The sequence below is a fragment of the Idiomarina aminovorans genome (assembly GCF_023155095.1).
In the GTDB taxonomy this organism is placed as follows: Bacteria; Pseudomonadota; Gammaproteobacteria; order Enterobacterales; family Alteromonadaceae; genus Idiomarina; species Idiomarina aminovorans.
In genome coordinates, this window is sequence record NZ_JAKNDA010000004.1 from 234,169 (window position 1) to 252,716 (window position 18,548).

Annotated in this window: 12 protein-coding genes; 4 read left to right on the forward strand and 8 right to left on the reverse strand. The window is 49.2% G+C overall.

Annotation, left to right across the window (positions count from 1 at the left end):
- Positions 1–166: 166 nt before the first annotated feature.
- From L8G48_RS09675 to L8G48_RS09695, 5 genes are all read right to left on the reverse strand, one after another.
- The gene (locus tag L8G48_RS09675) at positions 167–3,325 is read right to left on the reverse strand and encodes a DUF3427 domain-containing protein (RefSeq protein ID WP_248264405.1); all 3,159 of its coding nucleotides are present in this window, start codon (positions 3,323–3,325) and stop codon (positions 167–169) included.
- Positions 3,318–5,261 carry an exodeoxyribonuclease V subunit alpha gene (gene recD, locus L8G48_RS09680; protein WP_248264406.1) on the reverse strand — a complete coding sequence of 648 codons (1,944 nt, stop codon included), beginning with the start codon at positions 5,259–5,261 and terminating at the stop codon, positions 3,318–3,320. The genes L8G48_RS09675 and recD overlap by 8 nt, the downstream gene beginning before the upstream one ends.
- A complete protein-coding gene (recB, locus tag L8G48_RS09685; RefSeq protein ID WP_248264407.1) occupies positions 5,258–8,977 on the reverse strand; it encodes an exodeoxyribonuclease V subunit beta in 3,720 nt (1,239 codons plus the stop codon). Before recB ends, recD begins: the two co-directional genes overlap by 4 nt.
- Entirely contained in the window at positions 8,974–12,468 is a 3,495-nt protein-coding gene (recC, locus tag L8G48_RS09690; protein ID WP_248264408.1) for an exodeoxyribonuclease V subunit gamma, read from the reverse strand. Before recC ends, recB begins: the two co-directional genes overlap by 4 nt.
- Before the next feature lie 93 nt (positions 12,469–12,561).
- The gene (locus tag L8G48_RS09695) at positions 12,562–13,458 is read right to left on the reverse strand and encodes a glycosyltransferase (protein ID WP_248264409.1); all 897 of its coding nucleotides are present in this window, start codon (positions 13,456–13,458) and stop codon (positions 12,562–12,564) included.
- A 186-nt stretch (positions 13,459–13,644) separates the two neighbouring features.
- Between L8G48_RS09695 and L8G48_RS09700 the strand changes: the two genes are divergently transcribed.
- Together L8G48_RS09700 and L8G48_RS09705 are read left to right on the forward strand one after the other, a co-directional pair.
- Positions 13,645–14,259 carry a LysE family translocator gene (locus L8G48_RS09700; RefSeq protein ID WP_248264410.1) on the forward strand — a complete coding sequence of 205 codons (615 nt, stop codon included), beginning with the start codon at positions 13,645–13,647 and terminating at the stop codon, positions 14,257–14,259.
- Positions 14,260–14,347: 88 nt separating this feature from the next.
- Positions 14,348–15,457: a sensor domain-containing diguanylate cyclase gene (locus L8G48_RS09705; protein ID WP_248264411.1), complete on the forward strand. Its 1,110-nt coding sequence runs from the start codon at positions 14,348–14,350 to the stop codon at positions 15,455–15,457.
- Here L8G48_RS09705 and L8G48_RS09710 read toward each other — a convergent pair.
- Together L8G48_RS09710 and L8G48_RS09715 are read right to left on the reverse strand one after the other, a co-directional pair.
- Positions 15,454–16,320, reverse strand: coding sequence for a tetratricopeptide repeat protein (locus L8G48_RS09710; RefSeq protein ID WP_248264412.1), 867 nt, complete (start codon positions 16,318–16,320; stop codon positions 15,454–15,456). The two genes, L8G48_RS09705 and L8G48_RS09710, sit on opposite strands and share 4 nt — an antisense overlap.
- Positions 16,321–16,335: 15 nt before the next feature.
- Positions 16,336–16,593, reverse strand: a complete 258-nt coding sequence (locus L8G48_RS09715; RefSeq protein ID WP_248264413.1) for a hypothetical protein — start codon at positions 16,591–16,593, stop codon at positions 16,336–16,338.
- A 94-nt stretch (positions 16,594–16,687) separates the two neighbouring features.
- On the opposite strand from L8G48_RS09715, the gene L8G48_RS09720 reads away from it, so the two are divergent.
- Positions 16,688–16,939 (forward strand): hypothetical protein, encoded by a 252-nt coding sequence (locus tag L8G48_RS09720; RefSeq protein ID WP_248264414.1) that lies wholly within the window; start codon positions 16,688–16,690, stop codon positions 16,937–16,939.
- Between the two features lie 7 nt (positions 16,940–16,946).
- Positions 16,947–18,053 carry a threonine aldolase family protein gene (locus tag L8G48_RS09725; RefSeq protein ID WP_248264415.1) on the forward strand — a complete coding sequence of 369 codons (1,107 nt, stop codon included), beginning with the start codon at positions 16,947–16,949 and terminating at the stop codon, positions 18,051–18,053.
- Positions 18,054–18,057: 4 nt separating this feature from the next.
- On the opposite strand, the gene L8G48_RS09730 is transcribed toward L8G48_RS09725, so the two are convergent.
- Entirely contained in the window at positions 18,058–18,474 is a 417-nt protein-coding gene (locus L8G48_RS09730) for a DUF6746 family protein (protein ID WP_248264416.1), read from the reverse strand.
- Between the last annotated feature and the right edge of the window lie 74 nt (positions 18,475–18,548).

The following is an 18,548-nucleotide window of genomic DNA, read 5'->3' on the forward strand; positions in this document are numbered from 1 at the left end:
GATGCTGACGGTAAAAAGGAATAATAGACAGGTGAGTGCTTGAGTTAGTTTTAGATAGGAAAAGGGCATGAGATCAGTAAGTTACTGGGTAGTGGGGGTATGTTAGTGCTATTTGGGTTGGGTGGCAATTAGCATTAACTGAATTTAGATGTTGCGGAAGGTTCCCTTACCGCAACACATTAAATGCCTGATAAAGCCTCGTAGGAAGTTTATGCTCCAACTGCCAGGTGATATTCATTGGCCGCTCTCCATGACTATCGATAAATTTAACAGGACCACAAGCTTTGTAAGCAGACTGCTTGTTCTCTCTAACAAATAATTGGAACTGCCAGCCATTAGTGTCGCTCTCAATGTAACGCTTTCCTGTCGGGGTATGAGGAGATGCTGTATTTTGCGACTGCCAATGAAACTTTTCTCGACTGATCGCATAATCGTTGTAAGCAACACCTTCGTGCACAGCATCAGCTTTATCTAAAGTAACGAAAAGTAACTCGAGTTTTTGGTTCTGAAAGCGCAACACTCCCTCTCTAAATACTTTACGTTCATCCTCATTCAAAAAACCAACCGCAGTCAGTATTTCGCGAATTTGGTATGAGGAGTGAAGTTTTAATAAGGTATTTTCTAACCCAGGTAATGGCTCAAAAACATAATTTGTTTTCGCGTCCAGCAAGCTCGCTAACTGATTGAGCTCTTTCGCCGCTTCAGGTTCCTTGTGCAAGCGATGTATAAAACCGACTCCACTACCCACACGTTCATTCTGGTAGTCAACCTGGTATGCCAGCATCAGTGCGTACTGCTTCGCTTTGTCATTCCATTCAATAGATTCGATTTTGCTAGTAGCTTCCTTGATACAGTGCAAATAGTCCGGGTCATCGATATGCAACAAACCGATAAAACGCTTACTAAAATAGACTTCCTCGTCAGTTGCATCGCCTGCAATTAAACTGGCCGCACGTTTAAGATTCGTCCACCCTGTGTTATTACCGCTCCCACGATAGATATCTGTCAGTTCGAGTTGCTGCTCATTAAGAAACTCAGGTAATGAGACGTTATTACTACCTTTAATACGAGCGAAATGATTGAGCTCGTTACGTAACTGATCCCATCGTTGATTGATTGCTTGGCGCAAACTCCCCAATATCGATTCACGCGCCTCTTTTTGAAGTTGCAAATAACAACCACTCGGTAGCTTTCCGAAGCCATTTTGTACGCCGTCAAAAACTTCTTTTCGCGTTAGGCCTGTTATTGCTCCGTACAAAACATCAAAACGGAATCCGGCGCGGTGCTGGCCGACAAAATCAAGCACTAAGCAGCTTTCTTTTTCCGGATGTAACCGAAGTCCTCTGCCAATTTGTTGCTGAAATAAGGTGACACTTTGAGTAGGGCGCAGCAATAAGAGAGTATCTACAAAAGGCAGATCAACACCTTCGTTGTAAAGGTCCACGGTAACTAGAACATTAATTTCTTTGCTTTCCAGTTTTCTTGGCAAAGACGTCCGCTCATCATCCGAGCTTTCGCCATATATTAATGCCGCTGGAACTCCTGCGTCGTTAAACTTTTTAGTCATGAACCGCGCATGATTAACATCCACACAAAACGCCAGAGCGCGTGAATCCCTTATGTTATTGACCACTTCATCCCAAGCCCTAACAACATTTCGGGCGCGAACATCGTTTTCGGAAAGAATATCGCTAAGATCACTACGCCCGTCACCGTTTGTCCAGTTAACCTGCCGATAGTCTTGACCATCATCGCACGCATAATATTCAAACGGCGCTAATAATTGCTGATATACAGCGTTCCAAAGTCGCATTTGGACGGAGGGTGAACCGTCCGGCCGACAATCGAAATAGGACAGAATATTATTATTATCGCCGCGCTCAGGGGTCGCCGTTAGCCCAAGAAGGTATTTAGGCTCGACTCGTGAAACAACTTCATCGAAGCTTCGAGCGGCGATGTGGTGGCACTCATCAACCACCACCACTTGCCAGTGGCTATCTGGATATCTGTCCAAAAGTTTTCTAGACCGAATACTCTGAACCGTGACAAACAGATGATCATACTGATTAGGGTCATGACGCCCAGTCATTAAATCACCAAAATTTGCGTCTTTAAGTATTTGCCTGTAGGTAGTCAAAGATTGGCTAAGGATTTCTTCTCTATGGGCAATAAACAATAACCGAGGACGTCCTTTTTCATACTCACAAATACGGCGATAATCGAAGGCTGCCATAACCGTCTTGCCGGTTCCCGTAGCGGCGACCAGTAAATTTTTATAACGTCCATGTGCGCGTTCATTATCCAGCTGTTCTAAAATATCCGCTTGAAAAGGTTTAGCCGTAATGTCAAAAAACGTGGTTGTTATGTGATCAGGCAAATTTCTACCACCTGACTCTCTGCTTAGTGCCTCTTTTAATGCCGCTACATGCTCAATGTCATTTGGGTCATACGGCTGGAATTCTCCGTCCTCCCACAATGTTTCAAAATGAGCCTTTGCTCGCGAGTAAAGGTTATGTTGCCCGCGTTCGGTAAATTTAACAGTCCACTCTAAGCCGCCCATTAACGCCGCGCCAGACAAATTCGCGCTGCCGACATAAGCACTACCGAAACCGGTTTTACGTTCAAACATCCAAGCTTTTGCGTGCAATCGAGTGCGACGACCATCTAATGAGACGCGAACTTCGCAATTGGGTAGCCGCGCTAACATATCCAGCGCGTTCTTCTCGGTAGCGCCAATATAAGTTGTGGTTAATACTCGAATTGATGTTTTGCTATTACCCTGAGCATCAGTCGCAGTAATTTGCTTCAAAACATCATAGATTTTGCGCACTCCGGAAACGGTGATAAAGCTCACTAAGATGTCGACATGATCACTGCAAGATAACTCTGCAATTAACTCATGTAATAACGCAGGAGAGTCTTTTCCTGCGGTAAACAACCACGGCTGAGCTAACCCTATTTGTGGAAGTTCTGGTTTCTCGCCTCTTCGATAAACTGAACGCAGCACTTTAGGAGGCGATATAAATTCATCAATTATGGCTTCCGCTTTATGTTCTTTTAATTGTTTGCGTGAGTGCTGGAGTAAACTATTTAAAAGCTCGACCTGCTGGCTTAACTTCTCATTTTCAGTGAGTTTTTGTCCTTCACCAACTGCGGCTAGTAGCCTAGACAACTGCTCCGAAAGCGCTTCAACTAACCTCTCATGACTGTTTTCTAGGCTTAAATTCTCGAGTTCTGCAACAAGATTATCGTCCTGTGTGAAAAGCTCATTTTCCACTGCTGAGGTTTGAAGTAAATCATAAATGCCTCGGTGCAAATTAGGCATTACCGCCCCCTAAGCTTAATCGTTTGTTGCTAACCAAACTCAACCGCTCTTTAGCCCGCGTAATGCCGGTATACAACAGCTCTTTGCTTAGCACAGGGCTGTCGTGGTCGGGTAGCACCATCACGGTGTGTTTGAATTCGGAGCCTTGGGATTTATGTACGGTCATGGCGTACACGGTTTCTATATGGGTTAGGCGGCTGGGCAATACCCAGCGCACGCCCTTATTTTCAGACTGATTGGCCTGGTCCGGGAAAGCGACGCGCAGGTGGCCTTGTTCGGGGTCTTTTAAGGTAATGCCAATGTCGCCGTTGTTTAGTTTGAGGCCGTAGTCGTTTTTGGTGACCATAACGGGCCGGCCTTCGTACCAGGTGTTAGCATTTACGCCGAGTATGTCGCCGACTTTTTGGTTGACGGCTTTCATGCCCCAGGGGCCTTCGCGCAGGGCGGTCAGAATTTGGAAGTTGCTTAGGTTTTGCAGAGCTTCGTGGGCTATGTTGTTGATATTGCCGGCGTCGGTGGTGATTTCGGTATTGTTCCGGACGTGTAACGTCAGGCTACTGGCTGTCAGGTTTTGTTTAACCAGGCTCACAAATGCTGAGTCATCCAGACCATTAACTTCGTACACATTAATTGGGTATTCGCCTTCAGCATCCTTAGCTTTCTGAAGCTCCTTTTGCACGGCGGCGTTATCTTGTCGGTTAATGGCGTTGGCCAGCTCAGCAATGGGTCCTTTAAAGCGATAGCTTTTGCGGAATTTTACAACATGCTGCAGGCGCTCTTCGCCGTTATCGTCAATGAGCTCTGTGGGCAAGGCGGGTGTGTCGGCAACTTGCTGCAGCCATTGTGCGGTTGCGCTGTGGTAATGGCCTTCGTCCGCGCCGGCGCATAGGTTACCCAGCACGGCTCCGGCTTCTACCGAGGCTAGCTGATCTTTGTCGCCAATTAACACCAGCCGCGCGTGTTTTGGGGTGGCTTTTAGCAGCGCGGTCATCATTTCAATGTCTATCATCGAGGCTTCGTCGACAATTACTACGTCGGTGCGCAGTGGGTTGTCTGCGTGGTGCTTAAAAGCGCGTGAATTTGGCTTTACGCCCAGCAGCCGGTGCAGGGTTTTGCCCTCTGTCTCTATCGAGTCCAGCGCCGGTAGTAAGTTTGCCAGCTGCGGGTTATTTTTTAACGTCTCTAATTCGGTATCTATGGATTCGGTGAGTCGCGCCGCGGCTTTACCCGTGGGCGCTGCCAGTGACACCCGCAATGGCGGTAAGCCGAGGGTTAATGTCTGATGCTGCAACGCGGTTAACAACCGCACTACGGTATAAGTTTTACCGGTGCCGGGGCCACCGGTTATCACGCTAAAGCGGTTGCGCACGGTATTGGCACAAGCCACCCGTTGCCAGTTAATTTCACCATCTTCGCTTTTATCATTGCCAGGCTGATCAAAAAGCTTGGCCAGGGTGTTTTTTAGCAGGTCGTCGTTGGTCACCGGCCGGTCGTTCATTCTTGCGTGCAGGTTTTCGGCAATAAAGGTTTCGTATTGCCAGTAGCGACGCAAGTAAAGCTTGCCGTCGTTAAACACCAATGGCTCGTTGCTATTGCCGTTGGTATCCACACAAGAGCAGGCGTTTAAGGCGCTGTTTAAATCCGCTCCGAACTGGCGTAACAATGCACCGGGGGGTGAGCACTCCGGCGAATAGCGGTTTTCGGGCGGTAAATTCAGTACCGTTTCGGGGTCGCTTTGCAACGCCGTAATATCAAGGCTGGTGTGTCCGCGCCCGGCCTGGTGTGAAGCACAAGCAGCGGCGAATAATACCTCGTCGCGCGCTTCGCCGGCCTGCTGCAAAAATTCAACAAAGGCGAGATCAATGGAGCGTATCCAGCCGGTATCGCGCCACTGGCTCAGGGCATCAAATAAGGTGTTCGATGTCACGTCGCTCATGTCGGCTCCTTATTAGAAAAGTCCTTTCCAGCAAACAGCTCATCCAGCTGTTCAATTAATGCCCGTGACGGCCGGTCACAAAACGCTCCGCCGGTTTCGGCTCTGTGCCCGCGTAAAAACAAATACACCGCGCCACCAACGTGGGTGTCGTAGTCATAAGCCTCGCCCAGCCGCGCTTTTAATAAACGATGCAGCGCTAAGGTGTAAATCACATACTGTAAGTCATAACGGCTGTGCAGAATTTTTTCGCGCATGGCCTGCTCGGTGTAGGCGTGGTCGTCTTCGCCCAGCCAGTTCGACTTATAATCCGCCACGTAATACTGCCCGTTGTGTTCAAACACTAAGTCGATAAAGCCTTTTAGCATACCGTTCAGCACATTGGGTTCCAGCGCCGGGCGGTCATGCCCGGGCAGAATGTGTTCGCGCACTACGGCATCCAGCTTTTGCGCGTGAACCTCACTGGCACCAAACCAGAATTCCGGCTCAGCTTTATATTGTTTCAGCGCCTGCAGGCTAATGGTGTCGCCCTGGCGGTTAATGGGGAACTCGTTGTGCAAATAAGCGTTTAACCAGTGGTCTATGCTGGTTTCATGCTCCTGCCAGAACGGGCTGACACAAAACCGCTGCACCAGTCCGGTACGTTCGGCGGCATCATCCGCAACCTGTGCAAAGCCAATATTCGCCGACTCTTCCAGCAAGTTATGCAAAAAGGTTCCCGGCCCGGCGCCTTTGGGTAAGTGATGAATGCTGTCGGGGCTGGGCTCTGCAGCGCTGGCTATTTGTGTTTCGTCTTCGTCGTCACGCTCGTCCAGCAGGTTCATTTCATCCGGCGATTGTGGCGCGGGTACGCTGGTGGTGCTTGCGCCAGGCTGAGTCGAACCAGAGTATTGCAGCGCACTGTAGCTGGCCACCCACCAACGCTCGAGTTTCCTGCCCGGCGGCATGTGTCGTGGGTTCAGTTTGGGCCGGGTTTGTTCCTGCTCCAGCGCGCGCACCAGGGGTTCGTCGCTTTCTAAACGGGTTAACTGGGTATGCGGTGTTTGCTGCCAGCGTTCGCTCACTTCGTTATAAAGCTCATCAGTTAACGAATCGCCGCCGTTTAGCAGATAAAACAACGGGTTATTCCGGTGCTCTTTAACGGTTTCCAGCGCAATAAAGGTGGCGTACTGGGCACGGGTTACGGCCACGTACATTTTACGTAGGTCTTCGGCCAGTATTTCGTCACTCAAACGCTGCTTGTTGTCGTCGTCTTTTGACCACAGCACTTGCAGCTCGCCGTTTTCGTCGTGATACACGGCAGGCGGCCTAATCCGGTAGGCTTCCGCCTGGGTGTACGCCACAAAGGGCATAAACACCAGCGGGTACTGCAAACCTTTGGATTTGTGAATAGTGATAATTTTAATCAGCTCGGCGTCACTTTCTAAGCGCAGTTGCTGCTCGTCGCTCTGGGTGCGGCTGTTGCTGCCAAAGCCGTGTCGCTCGTTCACCTGCTCGGCAAAATGGTTCACCAGCGCCGGAATACCGTCCAGCACCATACTTTGCTGTTGCAGCAGTTCGGCAAGGTGCAGCACGTCCGATAATTGCCGCTCGCCCTGTATGGTATCGGCCAATAGCTTGGCGGGCACCTGATATTCATGCAGCAGGTTGTGCAACATGGCCAGCACACCCTGTCGCTGCCACTGATCGTGATAATCCAGAAACTGACCTACGCGGCGTTCCCATTCCTGCTCATTACTGTGAATCTGCTCCAGCTCAGCCAGGGGTAAGTCCAGTAACTGAGTGCCTAACGCACTGCGTATTAACGACGGGTCACGCGGCTCGGCACAGGCGCTGACTAAGGTCAGCAGATCTTTGGCCACGCGCTGCGCAAATACCGACTCCCGGTCCGACAAATACACACTTTTCAGGCCGCGATCGCTCAACGCTTTTTTAATGGCATTGGCTTCACTGAAGTTATTCACCAGTACCGCTATGTCACTGGTTTTGACCCGCTGTTCGAGGTTGTCGTCTTCATTGTAATAGCCGGCTTGCGGGTCATTCAGCAGCGAGGCAATTAAATTAGCATGATGGTTCGCCGCCGCCCGGAAGAAGGTGTCTTTGTTGCGCTTTTCTTCACCCGATACCGACCACAGCAGTGCCGGGGCGGTTTTCAGGTTGCTGGAAAGCAGGCAATGCTTAAAGGTTTTCTTTAATCCGTTGGCTTCTACCCGGTTAAACGGCAGCTCGTTAGTCTGCTCCGTTTTAAACAGAAAAGCCCCGCGCGGCAGTTCTTCGGCGCGCTCAAACAAGGCATTAACGCCATCCACCATGGCCTGCGACGAGCGGAAGTTTTTCGCCAGATTATAATGCCGGCCTTCGGTATCGCGCCGGGCTTTCAAATAGGTGTGAATATCAGCGTTACGGAAGCTGTAAATAGCCTGTTTGGGGTCACCAATCAGGAAAACGCCAGTGCCTTCATGGGGCTCGGCCAAGTGATAAATACGATTAAAAATCTCGTATTGAACCGGGTCGGTGTCCTGAAATTCGTCCACCATGGCAATGGGGTATTGTTTGCGAATGGCCGCCGCTAAAGCTTCACCACTGGGGCCTTTAAGCGCATCACGCAACCGCGTGAGCATATCGTCATGACCCATTTCGGCGCGCTGATTTTGCAGTTCGGCAAAACGGCGGCTGACCCAGAACGCCGCATGTTGTTTTACTTTGGCCAGTTCTTCCTGCTGCTGCACTTTGCTTTGCTTAATGCGTTCCTGCAGTTGGCCTAATATTGCCCAGTTGTCAACCATACCGCCCAGCTTAGCTTCTGCGAATTTTTGCAGCTCATCGGCGCCAATATTTTTCCAGTTGGCAGCGGTGGCATCGGGCTCCACCATGTCTGGGTCGGCGCACCAGTCGGCAAATTTCTGAAATTGCTTGAGTTTGGTGGCTGCGCCCTTGGCTTGTGAGGTTTTATCGACTATATCCTGCACAATAGGCGCAATTTCCTGCTTTATAACGGCCATTCGCGCTTTATGCGCGTTTTCAGCGTCACTCAGTAAGGCATGCAGATCACCGCTGACCGGTGCTTTAGCGCTTTTACTCAGGCTGTGGGTTAAGCCCAGTAATGCCTCGGGTGACTTAAAGTCTTCCAGCAGCCGGGCGCTGAGCTCGGCATCGGCCGGATAAATGAAACGTCTGAAATAGTCTTCGGCGGCCTGCAACCGCAGCTCTTCGTTTTCGGTTTCGACGTTCTGACTGAACAAGCTGCCGCTGGCAAAGGCGTGCTCTTTCAGCATGGACTGACACCAGCCGTGGATAGTTTTTACGGCAGCTTCGTCCATGGACTGCGACGCTAAGTCCAGCAGCCGCGCAAGATGCATCAGGTTCTGTTCCTGCGCTACGCAGTCGTCGCGCAGGCTGGCTAAAAACGGGTCACCTTCAACTGCATCCGGATCACGAAAATAGGCGGCCGCTTCGGCTAACCGCGCCCGAATACGGTCGCTGAGCTCTTCGGTGGCGGCTTTGGTAAAGGTCATGACCAGAATATTTTTCGGCACCAGTTCACGCCCAAAGCTGGTGTTTTCTTGTTCGTTCTTTTCCTCATTCTGAACGCCATGCCCAATCACCAGGCGCACATACAAGGCAGCAATGGTGTAGGTTTTACCGGTACCGGCACTGGCCTCAATTAAGCGACTGCTGTTCAGCGGAAAGTCGAGAGGGTTTGACAGTAAGTGGCTCACAATTGCCCCTCCGGTACTAAGGTTAAGCGCATGGGGTCATAGAGCTCGTTAATAAAACGCCGAAAGTGCGGCGATGTTTGAATAGCACTATAGTCTTCCGCTACCCGGCCGCAATAATCGCTGGAGGTCAGCAGCGCAGCGGCGTTAAAGCCACCTTCTTCATACGCCTGAAGGGCAGCTTCGTGCGCCAGCGATTCGTCATTTTCCTTTTTATCCAGCGAGCTTAACCAGGTCATAGCAACGTCTAAATGCATGGGCTGTGGCTGCTGTGCCGACAGAGCTACCAATTCCAGAATTTGCTCTAATTGTTGTATTGCTAATTCCGCCGGCACCGGGGCAACCTGCAACTGGCATCCGCCTTTGGACACAATTAACAAGCGCGTGGGCTGCTGCAAATTCAGCAATAACAAACCGAGGTAATAAGCACTGGCATGTTTCCAGCCACCACCATTAATGCCTTTGCCATTTTTGGCGGCAATGTTACTTGCCGAAGTAACGACCCACAGACGTTCGCCGTTTTCGTTGGTGTGCAAGCCGGTCACCGTGTCATCAATAACCAGCCCGGCATGCTCAAAACCCACTTCGACCGGAAACTCATTCACGCCGGAATAGCCCGCTACGCTCTGTTGGTAAACGTCGAGTATGTCCTGTGTCTGCTCCAGTAACTGCAGGGTGTTTTGTTCGGAAATTGCGCCAATGCCTAACGCGCCTTCGCGCTTAATGCGGTTCAGCTCTTTTATCAGCGCGGCTTCAATGCCACCGCCGGCTGTGCCTCCAGCGAATGAAAGCGCGCGCTTGCCGGACTCAATCAACCGGGAGGTTAATGCCCAGCTTTGCAGGTTATCCATAACAAAGGCTTCGCTGTCATCCAGGTCTTCGCTGTTACGGCTGAAATAAGTATCCAGTTTCCAGTTGAAATACAGCCGCGCGGGCTCTTCAATAAAGCGTTTAATGTCGGTAATACTCAGTGTGCGTTCCAGCTCGTCATACCCGGCTAATTCCGACGACTTTGCCGACGACTTTTCCGAAGTAACCGACCCCCGATGCGCCTGCGCCCACTCGCTGGCGTAGGTGAAATAGGGCTGGTCATCAGCATCAGACGTAAAATACGCAGAATTAAACGGCTGCAACTTATGCTCAATGGTCCACTGTTTAATATCCACACCCCAGCCCTGCTGCAGATGGTCACGCAGTTGCGCCACCAGCACTGATGGGGTGCGTTCACTGTTGTCTTTCGCGCTGTAACCGACCCAGCTCAGGTAAAAACAGTCACGCGCCGACAGCATGGCTTCTAAAAACAAGTAACGGTCATCGTCGCGACGGGAACGGTCACCGGGCCGATAACGGTCAGTCATTAAATCAAAGTCCACCCGCGGCACCGAACGAGGGTAATCACTTTCGTTCATACCCAGCACGCACACGTATTTAAACGGAATGGCGCGCATGGGCATTAAGGTGGCGAAGTTGACCGCGCCAGCTAAAAAGCGCTGATTCAGGTTTTGCTGATCCACACGCTCCAGCCAGGCGTCTTTAAATATGGGTAAGCGCAGCAACGACTCGTTGTCCGCTTCCAGACAAATATCGCGCAATTGATAAAGCTCATCACCTAACTTAGCCAGAAGTAAGCGATCACTATCTTCTTCCGCCTGGAAAAATCGTTCAAGTAGCCACTCTCCCTGAGCAATCCACTGCGGCAGCGTCGGTTCACCCTGCGCACGTTGCCACCACTGTTCCAGTGTGCGCACCACATCGGCCAGACAACCGACCAGTGCAGCACTTAACCCGGCGACTTCGGCATAGGGCTCAACGTTGGCCCAGGGGCTATCGCCTGAGGACTCCTTTTCCGCCAACTCGCCCATGGCATAACCGGCTATCATGCGTTTTAAGCCAAACCACCAGCTGTTGGTTTCTTCCGCTTCGGGCATATAGAACTGCGAGCGTTGCTGCGCACTTAATCCCCAACGCGCACCAGCCTCTTTTACCCAGCGTTTCAGTTGCGGTAAGTCGTCATCGCCAATACCAAAGCGTTGCTGCACCGCCGGCACCGACAGTAAATTGAATAAATCGGTCTGGGTAAAACGCAGCTGATCCACCTGCAACAGTAACTCCAGTGCAATCATTAACGGCCGCTGATGACGCTCGCCCTGATCGGCAATGGTGTAAGGAATCGCGCGCGGGTCACGTTCGCCAAAGCGGTTGTGGTAACGGCCAAATACCGCATCAATATAGGGTGCGTAAGTGTTCACATCCGGCAGCATGACCATAATATCGCGCGGCTTTAAGTCCGGGTCATTGGCAAAGGCATCCAGCAGTTGGTCGTGCAGCACTTCTAACTCGCGCTGCGGGCTGTGGCACACATGAAACTGCAGTGACTTATCGGTGGCAGCCGGCGTCGGCCAAAGTTCACGGGTTTCATGCACCGGCCGCAGGTTTAAAATATCGTCCTGCAGCTGCGCTAGTAAATGGCCCGTTGAATGAGGCTCAAAAAGCTCCAGCTTAATGGTATTAAAAGCTTCCTGCTTGGCCAGGGTTTCGTCGTAGAGATCCAGCAGACGAATATAGTCGCGCCCCTGCTTACCCCAGGACGCCAGCAGCGGATTCGCCAGCTGATGCAGTTCGTCATCGTCGGGGGCATCCGGCAGTTCGGGTTTATGCTTTAATCGCGAGGATGCTTGCACCGCCTGCCGCAGAGCTTCTTTGCCGTCGACAATATCGGCCCAGTGGTACTGCGAGGGGTTATGTACGCACAACAGAATTTGGGTATAGCCTTTAATGGCATCCAGCACCTGCAGCATTTGCTGCGGCAGCGAGGAAATACCAAACACCACCACCCGTGGCGGCAACCCTGCCGGGCGCTCAGTTAACGCCTTGGCGGTATCAATAAAGCGCTGATGCAGCTCTGCACGGTTGTTCCAGTAGTCGTCTATGCCAATATCGTTACTGACCGCCCGCCACAGCTCCGGCTGCCATAACTGTTCCGGTTCAACCGGCTGATTCTGCTCGAGTACATCCTGACTTTTTACCCAGTTATCCAGCCAGTCAGCCCGGTACACGGCGTACTGATCAAATAAGTCGGCCAAACGGCCACTGAGCTGATACAGCTTACGGCCGTCGGCGTCATCGGAAGTGTAGTGCTTGAGCGGTGCAAAATGCGGATTATGCTCAATCAGTTCGGGCAGCAGACGCATTAGTCGCCAGGTCAGACGGTCTTTATCAAAAGGAGAGGTTTTGGGAATATCATTGCCCAGCACTGAGCGGTAGGCTTTCCACTGAAAACGCGCCGGCAGGGTGACGTCTATCATGGCGGCAATGCCATTGGCCTGGGCTAAATTAATTTTCAGCCACTGGGCAATACCGTTACTTTGCACCAGCACGGTTTCCTGCTCCAGCGGCGCCAGCGGGTAATTTTGGGTGAATGTAACCGCCACATCGGTTAAGTCTTCCAGCCGATGTCCGTGCGCGACAATAAAGCCGGGGGTCAATTCACTCACTCGCTGCTCTCCCTATGGGTTCCTGTAAGACATCCATCCTAATCAATAGCGAATTATCTTACTAGTTATAGAGCAACTTATCGACTGACTGGTTTATCTTCCCAGTAATTTATCTTTCGTCTGGCGATTAGCTTTACGCATTTCTGAAAAGGTCGAGTCTTTACGGTAGCGACCTTTTTCTACATGCCGAATTATGGATACATCGTCGATAGCCAGAGGTTTCCCGTGCGTACCCAGTAACCAGCGAAAAGCTCTGTCTTCATAGGCTTTAGCCCAATGGTCTTTTGGTTCCTGGTAGCAGCTTGTCTGTTCACAATAACCGTAGCGGCGGGCCGTGTCCCCGTGAGTAATTTGTACTGATCCCGTTGCTTTGCTGAACGAATGGTAGTTGTAACCCGCTTTTTCCAGACATTCATCGACTGAAATTTCTTTGCCGTTACACAAAACGTCGTGGTCTTTGCTCAATAGTTCTGTGCGCGCTACTTTTTCAGGAAATACCAAAATACAGGATTCTTTACTCAGCGATTTTTTCAGACTCGGAAAAGTATTTTCGCCAAACATCAAATCGCAGTCGGTAAACCATATCCAGTCGGCTTTGGTTTCTTTTGCGGCCTTATTACGACCAATAGCGCGTCGCATTAAGTCGTTCTTCTTAAGCGCAACAAAGTTCCACTCAATATTGTCAATTTTCTTGCTGGAGTATTCCTCTATTAAAGCCAAGGTATCTTTGTCTTGCGGGCAGTAAAAACCGGTAAGCGTCACTTTAAGATCTTTAGGGGCGCTATCAACCAGAGACTTCAACTGGTAAACAAACAAATGCGAATAGTTCCAGCAATGACTGACAATTTCGATGTGCTCGGGAGGGCTGGTGATATCATCAATTTCTGTAGATTTAGGGACATCGTAAAACCAACTAGCAGGAAACGGGCTGGAAACTGCAAATCGCAAAACGAATTCTTTACTCTGCTGTAGCCAAGGTTGTGTCGCCATTAAGTTACTGCCTCATTTTCGTTTTTATAAATAGACTGTAGTATTTTCGACACAGGTTATAGAACAATAGTTCAATTTATAACCTTTATAGAATTAATGTAGCATTTAAGTATTGATTTTTTATTAACTACCACCTTTAATTTAAGCGCCGCAAATGAGCAGCACCAAAGTCAACAGGATTTTCCCATGGAAATTTTTATCGCGGTATTTTTCTTTGCTTTTTCTACCACCATAACCCCGGGTCCGAACAACATTATGATCATGTCGTCCGGTGTGAACTATGGGGTTAAATCCAGCTTACCTCATTTTCTCGGTATTTGTTTGGGGTTCCCGGCTATGGTGTTGGTGGTTGGTATGGGCTTTGGCTCGGTGCTGGAGCAATTCCCGTTACTACACCAAATGATAAAAATTGCCGGTACCCTGTATTTGCTTTGGCTGGCCTGGGTTATCGGCTCACAAACCCCAAAAGCCATCGAAAAAGGTGACCGAAAACCGCTAACGTTCTGGCAGGCCGTGTTGTTTCAATGGGTCAATGGCAAAGCCTGGGTCATGGCTACGGGTGCGGTTGCGGCATTTACCACGGTAGCTGGCGCACTATGGTCAGAGGTAATAGAAATAACAGCCGCCTTTCTGGCAGTTGCATTCCCCTGTGTCGGCATTTGGCTTGTAGCCGGTGCCGGGCTAAGACAGTTACTGACTAACCACACGGCCCAAAGAATTTTTAATGTTTCCATGGCGTTATTGCTGGTCTTTTCTGTGCTTCCCGTCGTACTGGACATATCGCAGTTTTATTTTAGTTAAATTAAACGGCAAACAACATAAAAACAACAATTTACGCTAAACTGACGATGTGGTTAACTATTAACCATAAAGATAAGACAGGTGAGCCATGGACATAAAAACTGCGCATGTATCTTTTGATCAACTCATCTCAGAATTGTCGACTCGCCTGATTAACAGTGAGCCTGCAGAAACTTATGAATGCATTGAAGAAGTCATTGTAGCTATTGGCGACTACACCGATGCTGATCGTTGTTACGTGTTTGAGTTTGACGACAACATTGAGCACATGACCAATACCCATGAGTGGGTTCGCAACGGTTACCCCGCACACATTGCTGATCTACAAGCTATTGAACTAAAAGAATTACCCTGGTTTTTTAAAGAAATTAAAACCCATCATAAATTCATTATTAACGATATTAACCAGTTGCCTGCGGAAGCAAGCGCAGAAAAAGCGGAGTTCGAGCGGGAGCAAATAAAGTCGGTTATTTGTATTGGCCTGGTCGCTAATCAACACCTTTTAGGTTTTGTGGGTTGCGATATGGTGCGTCAACAACGTCAGTGGACACCCACAGATATTCGCCGTCTGGGTTTGGTCGCGGACATGATAGCTAATACGCTGGAACGCCAACGAACCTATGCAGAGCTCATACATACCCAGCGGGCATTGGAAAAAGCAAACCGTTTATTGCAGGCTCAAGTCGCTCAGGATGGGCTAACAGGTATCGCAAACCGTCGCGCCTTTGATGAGCGCATTAATAACGAAATTCAACGTGCTATGCGTCACAAAACACCACTAGCGTTGTTATTAATCGATATTGACCATTTTAAACCGTACAACGATCATTATGGTCACTTGCAGGGCGATCAGGCGCTGAAATCTGTTGCCGATGCCATGTTTCATCAGCTGCAACGCAATACAGACTTTATTGCACGCTATGGCGGTGAAGAATTTGCTGCCGTTATTTCCGCAACTGACGAGCAAAGAACCAAAGACAGCATTCAACAATTATTAGACGCCGTGCGGAATTTACATATGGAACATGAGCAGTCAGAGGTCGCACCTTGCCTAACCGTTAGTATTGGTGGTTATATTCATACCCCCAGGGCTAATGAACACATCGAAGATTTAATTGCCGATATGATTTCAAAAGCAGACTCAGCGTTATACCGCGCCAAGTCTGATGGCCGTAACCGGGGCTATTTAGATACTTAATTCCAGTCGGATATCTGCTTCTGTAATTCTTTATCATCAACCTCGGTGAGACTGGCTAATAGCTGCTCCGATTCAGCATCATTACCCTTCAATGCAAATAACTGAGCCAGTCTGAAGTTCGCCCATTCAGAGCCGGGCGAGTTATCCGGTAATTCCGCTGCCAGATACTGTTTGAGCGCATGAATTCCTTCGTCCACTTGAGCTTTTGCCAGAACTGCGGTTTTCCCAATTTGGTATAACGCTATGACGGAAGCATCGCCTTCTGCCGATTCACCACGAGCCGCGTGTTCAAAAAGGGAGAATGCCTTTTCGTAGTTTTTGGTTCTTTGCTCCTGAAAACCAACATAAACAAGAATGTCAGCATTATCAGGATAGTCAGCCAAAGTTTCTTCGACTAACTGTTCCGCTTGTTCGTCCTTTTCATGCTTTTTAAGATACCCAATTTTCGCTAACGCACCTTGCACCGCATCAATTTCAGCAATGGCTTCAATTTCAGCGAGTGCTTTCTCGTCATCACCTCCGGCAATTGAGGGTGCCATCAAATAAAACTGCATTAGAGCAGTACGATATTTAATGTTATTTGGTGCTAATTTTACCGCCTTCTCAAACGAATCAACTGACTTTCCTGCATAACTTAAGGCACTAAAAAACGCATCTTGTGCCTGTTGTGCCATGACAATACCTCGAGTATGCCAGGCGGCTGCATTTTCGGGTTCTTTCTTGACCCAGTTTTCGACAACGTCTTCTGCATCATCCAGCTGCTTCTCAGATAAATGCTGTTGAATAATCTGTTTGGTTGAATCCACAGCAAAAGCACCAGGGAGAAAAAAAGTCGCCGTTAGTAGTAATACAATCCATTTCATAATAACTCTCCTTAGTTAAACGCTTTTCTGCTCTTTAACCCCTTGGTCAATATCGCCATTGCGATCTTTTCGGCCCAGGAAAGTCATTTGAATGGGGCTTTGTTGCAGTTGTTCTTCGTACTTTTCTTCAAACCACTGATTCAGACGCTCGGTTTCTGATTGCGCGGTTTGTTCAGCAGTTGTTTGGGAATTTTGTGCAGAGTTGTTCTGTTGCGGCTGGCCGCAAGCGGTTAATAAGCCCAAAACCGCAAGGGCGACAAGAGAGTAACGCATAGCAGTGTCCTTTATTCTTATTTTGATACAGGAAGAAAAACTATAGCGTGCTTGTTACACTAAGGGAAATGCTTAAATTGTAGCCGACTATTTTATGGCGAAACCGAACAAGAAAGGGCCGGTCCGCACCGTGCAGATTTCTTGCCTGCAGTGCAAAACGCCCATATTTAAATATAGAAAAGGTGGCAAGGGCGCTCTGGTAAAATGCTTTATTGAGCGAATTGTTGAAGACCACACCACAACGCCATGCCATTGCCCCGGCTGTGGACAGGAGTTTGCTCGCAAGACAATGATACGTGGCACGCCCGCTTACAAAATTATTGGCGGTAAAGTCCACTCAAAATAGGTTTACCATGACACTCTCTATTTCGGCAAAAACCAAACAGGCTTATCACCACGCGGCGGAGCAAGCCAATGCGTCGCTCTTGCGTCAGCCTCAACTCAGTATGGCTGATGAACTCAGATTGTTAGCAGAACAACTTGAGCAGAATGAAAAACGAGACACCTACGGCAGTGGTAAGCTGATAAACGATTTTGAAGACGACGTTGCAACCTTGCTGGGCAAACCGGCGGCTTTGTTTCTGCCAACCGGAACACTGGCACAACCATTGGCCTTGCGCATACATGCCGATGACCGCCAGAAAAATGGGGTCGCATTACACCCAACCTCGCACCTCATGCTGCACGAACAGATGGGGTTTGAGGCGCTATGGCAGCTCAACGGCACAACCACCGGTTTTGCCGAGAAGCCCCTAACCCTTAGCGACCTAAAATCAGTACAAAGCAATGATTTAGCCGCCTGTTTACTGGAATTACCGATGCGTGAAATAGGTGGCCAATTACCCGAATGGGATGATTTGGTTGAGCAGTCGCAATGGGCGCGCCAGCACAATATTGCGATGCATTTAGATGGTGCCAGACTGTGGCAAGTACCGACAGCTTATGACTGTTCAATGACCGAAGTCTGTGAGCTGTTTGACTCTGTATACGTCAGTTTTTATAAAGATTTAGGTGCGTTATCAGGAGCTGTTCTGGCGGGTTCGGAAGCCTTTATTGAGCAGGCTAAAATCTGGGCTCGCCGCGCCGGTGGCAACATCATTACTCAATACCCTCAAATTCTGTCGGCCCACTACGGTTTAAGAGAGAACCTGCCTGTGCTGCCGGACGCTGTGCATTACGCGAAGACGCTGGGAAAAGCTTTGAACGACCTGGATGATATACGGGTTAACCCCGAAACACCGCAAGTAGCCATGTTTCACCTGCACTTTAAACTCACCGCCGAGCAACTCAGTGCAAAAGTAACAAACTACATCGGCAATACGGGCGTTGTAATTTTACCCCTGCCAAGAGCTGAAAAGGACGGAGAAGCTATTTGTGAGATTTCAATTGGCAGAAACGCCATGTCGAAGCCACAGAGCTATTGGCTACGACATTTTAAGGCGTTTTTAGAAACGTTGTAGGCTATTAGTGGTGTTCTTTGTGATCATTTTCATGATGCTTGCTGTGCTCACCCAGCACATGATTTAAAGTGTCCAGGTAACTTTTACCAAAACCTTTAACCCGTTGTTTATTCATTTGCTCGGAGCCTAAGTGCACCTCTTCAAGTGAGTTTGCAGCTACGTCCAGCTCTTTACTTAAGCGGGCTAAAGCCACTTCTAAGGTATAGGTTAGCTCATGCACTTTCGTCATATCCTGCGCGTCTAAGTCGCCATTCATAATTTCCTGTAGCTCGGCGTTATACTTTGTCAGGTTCATAATCGCCTGCTCTAAGTTTTCCGCAGGCTCGGGTTTAAAGTGTTCATAGCGCTCGTCGTCACTGGCCGATACCGCAACATTAAAAAGTAGTGCCGCAGCGGCGGCTAACATCGTCAAATATTTCATAAAAACCTCTTTATTTGTTAATAGTTCTCATTATTGTTCAAATAGCCATTTTTTACAAGCTGAATCAGTGCGAA